Consider the following 12,180-nt stretch of genomic DNA (forward strand, 5'->3'; position numbering starts at 1 on the left):
GGCCGAAGGCACTACTGAGCCCGTGGTGGAAGACGCAGCAGAGCCTGCAGCCCAGGCCGAAGCCAAGCCTGCAGCCGAACCGGAGGCGAAGGCGGAAGCCGAGCCGAAGGCGGAGGCCAAGATCGAGGCCGACGCTGGACCGAAGCCGGAGGCGGAGGCCGGGGCTGAGCCGAAGGCAGAAGCCAAGCCGAAGGCGGACGCCGAGGTCGAAGCCCAGGCTCAGTCGACGGCCGAAGGCACTACTGAGCCCGTGGTGGAAGACGCAGCAGAGCCTGCAGCCCAGGCCGAAGCCAAGCCTGCAGCCGAACCGGAGGCGAAGGCGGAGGCGGAGCCGAAGGCAGAAGCCAAGCCGAAGGCGGACGCCGAGGCGGAGCCGACGACCGCAGACCCTGCGGCGGAGGCGGAGACCAAGGCCGAACCCGGAGACGCGGCAGAACCCGCAGACCAGTCCGAAGCGGATCCCGCGGCCCAGCCGAAGGCGGAGGCGGAGACCGAGCCTGAGGTCGCGACTGAGCCGGTGACCGAGGCTGAGGTGACCGCGGAAGCGGCAGCCGCGCCGGCGGTCGAGGTGACGGGCGAGCCTGAGGCGGAGCCCCTGGCGGCGGCCGAGGCCGAGCCGGTGATCCGGCTGACCGTCGAACCCGTGGCCGTCGCCGAAGCACAGCCGGAGGCCGAGGTCGAGGTCGCCCCGGAAACGGTCGAGCCCGCAGCCGCCGACGGCGAAGCCGCCCCGCAGGGGCCACCCGCACCCGACGACGAACCCGTCACGGGTGGTGCGGGTGGGAGCCACTCCGCCGAAGGCGCAGCCGAGGCCACCGTCGGCGGCGACGCCGCCCGCGTCGCCCTCGCCAAGGCCGGCCTCTCCGCCGCCCGCGCCACCACCTACCTCGTCCTCGACCGCTCCGCGAGCATGCGGTCGTACTACAAGGACGGCTCCGCGCAGGCCCTCGCCGACCAGACCCTCGCCCTCGCCACCCACCTCACCCCGCCCGGCGACACCCCCTCCGTGCACGTCGTCTTCTTCTCCACCGAGGTCGACGGCACCACCGACCTCACCCCTGCCTCCCCCGAGAACGCGATCGACGAGGCGCACGCGGGCCTCGGCCGGATGGGCCGCACCAGCTACCACGCGGCCGTGGAGGCCGTACTCGCCCATTACGACGCGAACGCCACCCCCGGCACCCCCGCCCTGGTCGTCTTCCAGACCGACGGCGCCCCGGACGCGAAGACCCCGGCCACCCAGTCCCTCACGGACGCCGCGAAGTCCCACCCCTCGGTCTTCTTCTCCTTCGTCGCGTTCGGCGAGCACGAGAACAAGGCCTTCGACTACCTCCGCAAGCTGAAGACCCCCAACACGGCCTTCTTCCACGCGGGCCCGACCCCCCTGGAACTCACGGACGCGGAGCTGTACGACGGCCTCCTGATCGACTGGCGCCCGTAAGCCCCACCCGCAACCCCACCCGCACACCCCATGCCGCCCGCTTCTCACCCAATAAAACGGGACGCGGGCGGCATACACATGTCGGCTACGATTTCAAGGTTCGCAAGAAGAGCAACACACCGACCTGGGAGCAGCCCCCGATGGCTCGACACCTCATCACCAGCGCCCTTCCGTACATCAACGGGATCAAGCACCTGGGCAACATGGTGGGGTCCATGCTCCCGGCGGACGTGTACGCGCGGTACCTCCGCCAGCGCGGCCACGACGTCCTGTACATCTGCGCCACGGACGAGCACGGCACCCCCGCCGAGCTCGCGGCGAAGGAGCAGGGCCTCCCGGTCGACGAGTTCTGCGCCCAGGCGCACGACGCGCAGAAGGCGGTCTACGACGGCTTCGCACTCGCGTTCGACTACTTCGGCCGCAGCTCCAGCCCCGAGAACCGCGAGATCACCCAGCACTTCGCCCGCCGCCTGAACGAGAACGGCTTCATCGAGGAGCGTTCGATCCGCCAGGTGTACAGCCCGGTGGACGGCCGCTTCCTCCCGGACCGCTACGTCGAGGGCACCTGCCCGCACTGCGGCTACGACAAGGCCCGCGGCGACCAGTGCGAGAACTGCACGCGCGTCCTGGACCCGACCGACCTGATCAACCCCCGTTCCGCGATCTCCGGCTCCACCGACCTGGAGATCCGCGAGACCAAGCACCTCTTCCTGCTCCAGTCCAAGCTGGAGAACGAGGTCCGCGAGTGGGTCGCGCAGCACGACAAGGACTGGCCGCAGCTGGCGTCCTCCATCGCCCACAAGTGGCTGACGGAGGGCCTGCACGACCGCGCGATCACCCGTGACCTCGACTGGGGCGTCCCGGTCCCGGCCGACACCTGGCCGGAGCTGGCCGCGGAGGGCAAGGTCTTCTACGTCTGGTTCGACGCCCCGATCGAGTACATCGGCGCGACGAAGGAGTGGGCGGACCAGGACCCGGACAACCGCGACTGGAAGTCCTGGTGGTACGACGTCGACACCGACGTCCGCTACACGGAGTTCATGGCGAAGGACAACGTCCCGTTCCACACGGTGATGTTCCCGGCCACCGAACTCGGCGTGCGCGAGCCGTGGAAGAAGGTCGACTACGTCAAGGCCTTCAACTGGCTGACGTACTACGGCGGGAAGTTCTCCACCTCGCAGAAGCGCGGCGTCTTCACCGACCAGGCCCTGGACATCCTCCCGGCGGACTACTGGCGCTACTTCCTGATCGCCAACGCGCCGGAGTCGGACGACTCGTCGTTCACCTGGGAGCACTTCACGGCGACGGTGAACAAGGACCTGGCCGACACCCTCGGCAACTTCGTCAACCGCGTGCTCTCCTTCTCCCGCAAGCGCTTCGGCGACGACGTCCCGGCGGGCGGCGAGCCCGGCGAGGCGGAGACGAAGCTGGGCGCGGTGATCGCCGAGCTCCTCGCCGAGTACGAGTCCCACATGGAGACCCTCCAGTTCCGCAAGGCGGCCGCCGCCCTGCGCGCCCTGTGGTCGGCCGGCAACTCCTACCTGGAGGAGAAGGCCCCCTGGCTGGAGATCAAGACGGACAAGGACGGCGCGGCCCTGACCCTGCGCACGGCGATGAACCTGATCCACCTCTACTCGGTGGTGTCGGAACCCTTCATCCCGTCGACGGCGAAGACGATGCGCGAGGCCTTCGCCCTCTCCGCCGACACCGCGACCTGGGTCACCGCCGACGAGGCGAAGGCGCTGGCCGCGGTCCCGGCCGGCACCCCCTTCACGGTCCCCCCGGTGCTGTTCGCCAAGCTCACGGACGAGGACCTGGAGACGTACAAGGAGCGCTTCGGCGGCACGGAGTCCTGACCGCCCGCCCCGCCACCCTCCCGGCCCCTTGACCCCGTTCACCGGCGTCAAGGGGCCGCCGCACATCAGCTCAGCAGCCCCAGCACCAGCGCCCCCGCCACCGGCGCCGCGTACACCAGCGGGAACGGGATGTGCGAGTACCACCTCGCCCGCGCGACGGTGACCGCGGCGCCGGTGAAGTAGAGCAGCAGCCCCACCCCCGCCAGCACCCCGACCACCGGCACAGCCAACCCGACCAGCAGCCCGACCGCCCCGGCGGCCTTGGCCAGCCCGAGCGGCGTCCGCCAGGCCCGTGGCACCCGGTAGTCGGTGAGCGCCTTGACGATCCACTCGGCCCGCATCAGCAGCACGGTCCCGGAGAACCCGGCCAGCACGGCGGCCCGCAAAACGGTCCGGGCCGAACTCATCTTCGCCACACCCCAATCACCGGCACCCATCCCCCCACGCTCCGGTCCCACCTGCGCTCCCCACGAACCACCCACCAGGGAGAAAGCACCCCACCAAACCCCACCCCTCCCTCCCGCCGGGCAAACTCACCCCCGCGAGTGAATATGCCCAACTCGGCTGGATTCGGGACCGGTTGCCTGCCTTACGCTCAGCCCAGCAAGACACAACCCCAGACATGCGACGGCCCTCGCCGGGACTGCAATCCCAGTGCGAGGGCCTGACCACCGAGGAAGATCGGACCTTCCCGATGGACACCGAAAACCCTAGCGCGCCCTCGCGCGCCCAGTCCCGTATCGCGGGCAAAAACCACCCCCACGCGCGGCCTCAGTCCGGCGTAGTCCACGACAACGTCCGCCACATCGAGAACGTCACGGTGATCGGCAACCACCTCACCCAGCACCAGGAGCTGTCGCTCCTCGCCATCGGGCTCGGGACCTACATCCAGTCGGTGCGCCAGGGCACCGCCGTCGACATCAAGACCCTCGCCGACCGCTTCCCCGAAGGCCCCACCCGTATCGCCGCCGCCCTGCGCGAACTCGAAGAGCACGGCTACCTGCGCCGTACCCGGGAACGCACCCCCACCGGCAGGATCGTCACCCGCACGGTCTCCTGCAACAAGCCAGGACACCGGACCGCCCCGGCCGACACCCCCGACAGGCCCGCCCGACGCACGACGACCGCCGCCACGGACAAACCACCTCCCCGCAAGCGCCTCCCCGCCGTACCGCAACCCTCCAACACCTCCCCCGCGCTCCTCGGCACAGCCCTCGACATCCTCGCCGGCCTCCGCCGCCGCGACCCCCGTCTCCTCCTCTCCGCCACCGACGCCGAGCACCTTGCCCCGGGCGTCGCCGCCTGGCTGGAGCGCGACATCGCCCCCACCGCCGTACGCCACGCGCTCACCGAGAACCTGCCGAACGAACCCCTGATCCGCCCGGCCGCCTTCCTGGCCCACCGCCTGGCCGCACAGCTTCCGCCCCCGCCCCCGTTCCGGCCGCCGGCCGCATCGGCCCCGCCCGTCCGTCACCCCCTCCGCAACTGCGACACCTGCGACCGCGGCTACCGGGGCCCCGACCCACTCAACTGCCAGGACTGCTGCCGACGCCGACAACCGACGCCTGCGGCGGCCTGACGGGTCGACCAGGACCCGGCGCCCACTGGAGATCGGCTCGCAGCTGCCTGCACCCCTTACCAACCCCGACCCCCACAGGAATCCGTATGGTCAACTCGCCCCACGAGGCGATGCACCGCATCTTCCAGCAGTATCCGGGCCTCTTCGCCGGGGTCTCCGAGGCACTCGGCATCGATTTCCCCCCACCCACCTCGGTCACCGTGCTGCCCACCGACCTCACCGAGACCAGCCCCCCCAGCCGTTGTTTGCGGCGAGCGTCGGGTGGTAGAGGTCGACAGCCGACGCGGCGTTGGCAGTGAGCAGGAGCACACCGGCACCGACGCCGGCGGCCACGACGGCGGCCGAGACGACGAGGATGCGGCGCTTGCGAAGAGACCGGCGGTGAGAGACAGAGGCCACGGAGGCGTCCTTACGTACTTCCGAAGAGCCGGGGACGGGCCCGCCGGGGCGGGCTTCACCCTCTGCGGTTGTGGAGATCGAACAGGTTGCCGTGAATTTTTCCGCGGTGTGGTGCCCATCCCGGAAGAGAGCGGCCAAAGTTGACGCGGGCAGCCGTTCCCCCGACGCCCCGACATCCGCATGTTCACAACACGTCCGTATGGTTTCGCCATGGCAACCCCTGAGCTCATCCCGATCGCCTACGAGCCGCACGGCCGTACCGAGGCCATCGGTCACTACACCGGCGGCCAGTTCCTGGCCTCGGTCACCTACGCGTTCCCCGAGGGGTTCCGGCTCGACGAGGGCTGGGAGGAGCAGAAACGGCTGTACGCGGTGCTGCACCTCTTCGACACCGAAGGCCGCTACAGCGACTCCCAGATCTGGTGCGCGGGCAGCTGGGCCGAGCAGCAGCGCGACCCGGAGGGCGCCGGCTCGGTACTGTCCCGGGCCCGCGCCCACCTCGCGACCATGCTGCGCAGCCTGCCGCGACGGACGTACACGGACATCGCGATCCGCCCGTTCCGGCTGACCGTCGACGGGGTGCTGTTCGGGCTGGTGACGAGGGAGGACGAGGACGGCGCCTGGGCCGAGCTCTACCCGGACCACCTGGGCTTCGCCGAGCCCTGGGACGGCCGGTACGACACCTGACGCACCGGCCGTGCCGGCCGCCTCGGGGGAGTACGGTCAGCCGTTGTTCGTCTCGTCCGGTTCGACGGCGAGGGTCAGACGGCCGCGGACACCGCGGGCGATGTGGTGGCGGTCGTACGTGAGGTAGAGCAGGCCGCCCTCGTGGCCGTTGCCCGGGTAGATGGTGTCCTCGTCGAGGGTGGTGCGGGTGGTGGTGTTGCTCGCGTAGGGCTCCACCTGCGCGGACAGCAGTACCGACGTCTCGTCGAAGAAGAGCTGGCCGGTGTGGCAGGTGTGGCCGCCTTCGTAGCCGGCGTCGGTCCACTCGCCGTCCACGTGCACCTTGACGTGGATGTGGACGCAGCGGCCCTGGTACCAGCCGGGGAAGACGGTCCTGAAGGTCACCTGGCCGTGCCGGTCCGTGTGCCAGGTGCCGCGCAGGTAGCGCGTGTCGTCGGTCGGCTCCTGGTGGCCGCCGCCACCGCCGGGCGGGGGGCCGGTGGGGGTGTCGGTGGGCGGGGGACCGCTCGGCGGGGTGCCGCCTCCGCCGCCGCTGCCCATCTCCTCGTACCCCGAGTAGATGCCGGACGCGTTGCAGTGCCAGATGTCCACGGCCGCGTTCCTGAGCGGCTTGCAGGTCTCCGCGTCGATCACCTTGAGGGTGAGGGCCAGCGGGATGCCCTCCTGGTCCTCGGTGACGTCCTGGCGGAGCTTGTCGGCGTCGATGTAGTAGGGCCCCTCGACCAGTTCGGAGGTGAGCGTGTAGCAGGCGCCCTCCTGGCCGGGCCGGTCGGAGGCCTGCGCGTCGGTCATGAAGGCGCCGCCCACACCGACGGCGGCCACGGCCGCGCCCCCGGCCGCCAGCACCGCGCGACGGGCCAACCCGCTTCTGTCTTCCGGTGATTGCGTGTCTGTCATGGCCAGCGACCGTAGGCGGGGGTCAGCTGGCAGGAACATCGGAGAGAGCTGTGAATCGAGGAGCACAGCACGAAGGGCTCGAAACCGACGCCGGTTTCGAGCCCTTCGTGACGAGTGGGGGTGTTCCTGGGGTTACTTCGGCTGCGGCTTGCGGATCGACAGGTGCAGCTCGCGCAGGCGGCTCTCCTCCAGCTCGGTCGGCGCGCCCATCATCAGGTCCTGGGCGTTGCCGTTGAGCGGGAAGGCGATGGTCTCGCGGATGTTGGGCTCGTCGGCGAGGAGCATCACGATGCGGTCCACACCCGGGGCGATGCCACCGTGCGGCGGGGCGCCGAAGCGCAGCGCGCGCAGCATGCCGGCGAACTCGCGCTCGACGGTCTCCGCCTCGTAGCCCGCGATGCCGAAGGCCTTGAGCATGATGTCCGGCTCGTGGTTCCGGATGGCGCCGGAGGACAGCTCCACGCCGTTGCAGACGATGTCGTACTGCCAGGCCAGGATGTCCAGCGGGTCCTGGGTCTCCAGGGCCTCCATGCCGCCCTGGGGCATCGAGAACGGGTTGTGGGAGAAGTCGATCCTCCCGGTCTCCTCGTCCTTCTCGAACATCGGGAAGTCGACGATCCAGCAGAACCGGAAGACGTTCTCCTCGAAGTGCCCGGCGCGCCGGGCGGCCTCGACGCGCACCGCGCCCATGATCTTGGAGACCTCGTCGAACTCGCCCGCGCCGAAGAACACGGCGTGACCGGCGGCCAGCTGGAGCCGCTTGGTCAGCTCGGCCACGTTCTCCTCGGTGAGGAACTTGGCGATCGGACCGGACAGCGAACCGTCCTCCGCGACGCGGACCCAGGCCAGGCCCTTGGCGCCCTGCGAGACGGCGAAGTCGCCGAGCTGGTCGAAGAACTTGCGGGGCTGCGCGGAGACGTCCGGCACCGGAAGGGCCCGCACGTGCTTTCCGGCGAACGCCTTGAACTCGGAGCCCTCGAAGATGTCGGTGATGTCGACGAGTTCCAGCTGGGCGCGGAGGTCCGGCTTGTCGGAGCCGTACTTCAGCATCGACTCGCGGAACGGGATCCGCGGGAACGGCGAGGTGACCTCACGGCCGCCGCCGAACTCCGTGAACAGCTCGGTCATCAGCCGCTCGATGGGCTGGAAGACGTCCTCCTGCTCGACGAAGCTCATCTCGACGTCGAGCTGGTAGAACTCGCCCGGCGAGCGGTCGGCGCGGGCGTCCTCGTCGCGGAAGCAGGGCGCGATCTGGAAGTAGCGGTCGAACCCGGAGATCATCAGCAGCTGCTTGAACTGCTGCGGGGCCTGCGGCAGCGCGTAGAACTTGCCCGGGTGCAGACGGGAGGGCACCACGAAGTCACGGGCGCCCTCGGGGGAGGTCGCGGTGAGGATCGGGGTGGCCATCTCGTTGAAGCCGAGGGCGACCATCTTGTGACGGATGGCCGAGATCACGGCCGTGCGCAGCATGATGTTGCGGTGCATGCGCTCGCGGCGCAGGTCCAGGAAGCGGTACTCCAGGCGCCGCTCCTCGTTGACCCCGTCCTCGGCGTTGATCGTGAACGGCAGCGGGGCGGCCGCGCCGAGCAGCTCGACCTCGCCGACCTCGACCTCGACCTCGCCGGTGGGCAGGTCGGCGTTGATGTTCTCGGCGCCGCGGGAGACGACCTTGCCGTCGACCCGTACGGTCGACTCCTTGCTGAGCTTGTCCAGGGCCTCGTAGGCGGGCGTCCCCGGACGGGCCACGAGCTGGGTGATGCCGTAGTGATCGCGCAGATCGATGAAGAGGATGCCGCCCAGGTCGCGCCGATTGTGCAGCCAGCCACTCAGCCGGACGTCGGTGCCGACGTCAGAGGAGCGGAGCTCGCCGCAGGTGTGGGACCTGTACCGATGCATCGTGGTTCATCCAGCCTTCGCGGATCGGGGTGTGTTGCCAGCCTGACGTTTCACGTGAAACACCACCCAGCGTACCGGGCGCCCCAAGGCCCACTCCCCCGATTAAGGAGTCGGTGATCGGTAGCGTTTTCCGATCGGCTGTTCTTAAAGTGGGGCAATGCGAACTGGCGAGCCCCTGCCCGCCGTGGAGGACGTCCTCGCCGCCCTTGCGACCGGGCTGTGGCACTGGGACACCGCCACCGGGCTGGTCACCACGGATGCGGAGACAGCACGGCTGATCGGGCTGCCCGCCGAGGCCTCCGTGCTGTCCGAGGCGCTGGTCAGGTCGCGCTTCCACCCCGTCGACTGGAACGAGAACACCAGCATCACCCGGCTGGCGGCCATCGAGGGCACCCTCGCGGAGGTCCGGCTGCGGGTCATGGACGAGCGGGGCCGGCTGATACGGACCGTACGCAGCCGTTTCAGACCGGAGTACGACTCCGACGCGCGCGTCTACCGGGTGACCGGCACCCTCCAGGAGGTCACCGAACCGGCTCCCGGCACCGCCGCCCGGCATCCGGTCACGGGGGACTGGCGGCGCTCCCGGGAGGCCTTCCTGCTGGACGCGGGCCGCGCGCTGGCGGAGGCGCGGTCCACCGAGGAGGTGCTGCGGGTGGCGGGGGGCCTGTCCATGCCCGGGTTCTCCCCGGACGGGCTGGCCGTCTTCGGCGCCAAGGGCGACCGGCTCACCATCATCGGCCACCACGGCCAGCAGATCGACGAGGACAGCCCCTTCAGCAGCATGCCGCTGGAGACCGACTACCCGGCGGCGGAGGTGGTCCGGACCGGCCGGGCCGTCTATCTCTCCTCCCCGGAGCAGTACAAGTCCCGCTACCCCGTGACCTGGCCGCTCGCCGAGCGCTTCGGCCGTAGGTCCTGGGCCTTCCTGCCGCTGACGGTGGCGGGGCGGACCCTGGGCGCCTGGATGGCGGGGTTCGCCTACCCGGTGTCGTTCACCCCCGACGAACGTTCCGTGCTCACCACGGTGGCCCGGATGCTGGCGCAGGCCCTGTCCCGGGCCGGGATCGCCGACTCGGAGCGGGAGCTGACGGACGGCCTCCAGCGCTCGATGCTGCCGACGCTGGGCCCCGAGATGCCCGGCATGGACGCGGCGGCCCGCTACATACCGACCGGCGGCGGGCTCCAGGTCGGCGGCGACTGGTACGACATCATCCCGCTGCCCGGCGGCACCTCCCGGGCCAGGTCCGGCCGCGGTGGCCGGTACGCCCTGGTCATCGGCGACGTCCAGGGGCACGACGTCCGCGCGGCGGGCCTGATGGGACAGCTGCGGATCGCGCTGCGCGCCTATGCCTCCGAGGGGCACCGTCCGGACGCGGTGCTCTCCCGGGCCTCCCGCTTCCTGCACGGGATCACCTCCGACGAGGCACTCGCCGACCCGCGCTTCGCGACCTGCCTGTACGTCGAGGCGGACCCGGCGACCGGGGTGCTGGAGATCGCCCGCGCGGGACATCTCGACCCGACGATCCGGATGGCCGACGGCACGGTGCTGCGGCGGCCCACGGCGGGCGGGCTGCCGCTCGGCATCGACCCGGACGCCGACTACCCGACCACGCGGTTCACCCTCGAACCCGGCGAGACCATGATGATCTGCACCGACGGGTTGATCGAGACCGGCGGCCACGACATCGAGAGCGGCTGGCAGCGGATCCGGGCGATCCTGGAGGAGGACGACGGCGACCTGGAGAAGCTGGCCGACGCCCTGGTGCAGGCCGTGCACGGGCCGTCCTCGCACCACACCACCGGACCGCTGGCCGACCGCCGTGAGGACGACATCGCGGTCCTGCTGCTGTCCCGCACCGGCGCCGGGCCCCTCGCGGTACGGCCGCGGACGCGCCGCACCCTGCTGTCGGTGGCCCAGGACGAGCCCGAGCGGATCGCCGAGGCGCGTCAGCAACTGCGCGAGCTGCTGCACGACTGGGACTCGTCCGACCAGGTCGACTCGGCGGTCCTGCTGGTCTCCGAGATGCTCACCAACGTCCTGGTGCACACCGACGCGGACGCGCTGCTGCTCGCCGAGGTCTCCGGCCAGGCACCCGGACGGCGCCTGCGGGTCGAGGTGACCGACGCCGGGGACGACCTCCCGCACAAGCGCCGCCCCGGCGAACTCGCCTCCTCGGGCCGCGGCCTGCTCCTGACCGAGCTCCTGGCCGACGCCTGGGGGGTCGACCCGCGCGGCGAGGGCAAGACCATCTGGTTCGAGTTGTCCGAGGACCGGGGCCAGGAGCTGGGATAGGGCCGAGGTCAGGGCGACGGCCGGCCGGGGGTGGTGGCGTACCGGGCGTGCAGTTCGTGGACGACGCCGAAGGCGGCCGCGGTGAGGGGTACCGCCAGCAGCATGCCCAGGATCCCGGCGACGGAGGCGCCCGCCGTGATGGCCAGCATGACCACCGCCGGATGCATCTGCACGGTCCTGCTCTGAATGGCCGGCTGGAGCACGTGCCCCTCCAGCACCTGCACGGCGAGTACGACCCCCAGGACCCACAGCGCGATCACGAAGCCGCGGTCGGCGAGGGCGACCAGGACCGCCACCGCACCCGAGAGGAACGCGCCGAGGTAGGGGATGTAGGCGCCGACGAAGACGAGCGCGCCCAGGCCCACGGCGCCCGGTACCCGCAGGATCAGCAGGCCGACGGTGATGCAGACGGCGTCGATGAGGGCGATGAGGGTGGTGCCGCGCATGAACCCCTCGATGGCCTCGTAGGCCCGGCGGGCCATGGCCTCCACCATGTCGGCGCTGGAGCCGGGCGCGAGCGCGCGGACGGTGTCGACCACCCGGTCGGAGTCGCGCAGGAAGAAGAAGACGAGCAGCAGGGCCAGTACGGCCAGGGCGATGCTCTCGCCGACCAGGCTGACCCCGCTGATGACGTTGGAGGCGGCGGTCCCGCCGAACTCGCCGAGCAGTTTCCTCGCGTTGCCCGCCAGGTCGCCGATCGAGGTACCGGCGGCCCCGAAGTGCCGGGCGAGCGATCTCGCCGCGGACTTCAGGGAGGCGATGATCTGGTCGCCGGTGTCGACGAGCGCGGCGACGACGATGTAGACGGCGCCGCCGACGACCGCGACGACGGCGACGCAGGTGAGCCCGGCGGCGAGGGACCGCTGGACGCCGACCTGGACCAGGCGCCGGTACAGGGGGCCGAGCAGCGCGGTGCCGAGGAGGGCGAGCAGCACGGGGGTGACCGCGGTGCGGAACTCCGAGCAGAGCCGGATGCCGACGTAACCGACGCCGGCCGCCAGCAGGATCACCGCACACCAGGCGGCGAACCGGCGCACGGCCTCGGGCAACAGGGACACCCGTCCAGCGGACCACGCGAGCCCGTCCGACGCCCTGTGCTGCACCCCCTCCCGGGTGAGAGCCGGCCGTCGGC

Annotated in this window: 10 protein-coding genes; 5 read left to right on the forward strand and 5 right to left on the reverse strand. The window is 70.9% G+C overall.

Annotated features, from left to right (window positions below):
* The coding region (locus tag ACZ3KP_RS17640) for a VWA domain-containing protein (RefSeq protein ID WP_467500512.1) at window positions 1-1,441 on the forward strand (1,441 nt) is incomplete at its 5' end.
* Window positions 1,442-1,581: 140 nt separating this feature from the next.
* Window positions 1,582-3,297 carry a methionine--tRNA ligase gene (gene metG / locus ACZ3KP_RS17645; protein WP_467500514.1) on the forward strand — a complete coding sequence of 572 codons (1,716 nt, stop codon included), beginning with the start codon at window positions 1,582-1,584 and terminating at the stop codon, window positions 3,295-3,297.
* A gap of 65 nt (window positions 3,298-3,362) precedes the next feature.
* Here metG and ACZ3KP_RS17650 read toward each other — a convergent pair whose 3' ends face one another.
* Window positions 3,363-3,704, reverse strand: a complete 342-nt coding sequence (locus tag ACZ3KP_RS17650) for a DoxX family protein (protein ID WP_467500516.1) — start codon at window positions 3,702-3,704, stop codon at window positions 3,363-3,365.
* A 287-nt stretch (window positions 3,705-3,991) separates the two neighbouring features.
* Here ACZ3KP_RS17650 and ACZ3KP_RS17655 point away from each other — a divergent pair, with 287 nt between their 5' ends.
* Window positions 3,992-4,876 (forward strand): helix-turn-helix domain-containing protein, encoded by an 885-nt coding sequence (locus tag ACZ3KP_RS17655; RefSeq protein ID WP_467500517.1) that lies wholly within the window; start codon window positions 3,992-3,994, stop codon window positions 4,874-4,876.
* A gap of 216 nt (window positions 4,877-5,092) precedes the next feature.
* On the opposite strand, the gene ACZ3KP_RS17660 is transcribed toward ACZ3KP_RS17655, so the two are convergent.
* Window positions 5,093-5,275, reverse strand: a complete 183-nt coding sequence (locus ACZ3KP_RS17660) for a hypothetical protein (protein ID WP_467500976.1) — start codon at window positions 5,273-5,275, stop codon at window positions 5,093-5,095.
* 210 nt (window positions 5,276-5,485) lie between these two features.
* Here ACZ3KP_RS17660 and ACZ3KP_RS17665 point away from each other — a divergent pair, with 210 nt between their 5' ends.
* Window positions 5,486-5,962 carry a hypothetical protein gene (locus ACZ3KP_RS17665; RefSeq protein ID WP_467500519.1) on the forward strand — a complete coding sequence of 159 codons (477 nt, stop codon included), beginning with the start codon at window positions 5,486-5,488 and terminating at the stop codon, window positions 5,960-5,962.
* Between the two features lie 36 nt (window positions 5,963-5,998).
* On the opposite strand, the gene ACZ3KP_RS17670 is transcribed toward ACZ3KP_RS17665, so the two are convergent.
* Together ACZ3KP_RS17670 and aspS are read right to left on the reverse strand one after the other, a co-directional pair.
* Window positions 5,999-6,859 (reverse strand): intradiol ring-cleavage dioxygenase, encoded by an 861-nt coding sequence (locus tag ACZ3KP_RS17670; RefSeq protein WP_467500521.1) that lies wholly within the window; start codon window positions 6,857-6,859, stop codon window positions 5,999-6,001.
* A gap of 132 nt (window positions 6,860-6,991) precedes the next feature.
* Window positions 6,992-8,755, reverse strand: coding sequence for an aspartate--tRNA ligase (gene aspS / locus ACZ3KP_RS17675; RefSeq protein WP_132888476.1), 1,764 nt, complete (start codon window positions 8,753-8,755; stop codon window positions 6,992-6,994).
* A 157-nt stretch (window positions 8,756-8,912) separates the two neighbouring features.
* Here aspS and ACZ3KP_RS17680 point away from each other — a divergent pair, with 157 nt between their 5' ends.
* Entirely contained in the window at window positions 8,913-11,048 is a 2,136-nt protein-coding gene (locus tag ACZ3KP_RS17680) for a SpoIIE family protein phosphatase (protein WP_467500524.1), read from the forward strand.
* 8 nt (window positions 11,049-11,056) lie between these two features.
* Here ACZ3KP_RS17680 and ACZ3KP_RS17685 read toward each other — a convergent pair whose 3' ends face one another.
* On the reverse strand, window positions 11,057-12,106 hold the full coding sequence (locus tag ACZ3KP_RS17685) for an AI-2E family transporter (RefSeq protein WP_467500526.1): 1,050 nt from the start codon (window positions 12,104-12,106) through the stop codon (window positions 11,057-11,059).
* Between the last annotated feature and the right edge of the window lie 74 nt (window positions 12,107-12,180).

The sequence above is a fragment of the Streptomyces sp. NPDC020958 genome (genome assembly GCF_055562175.1).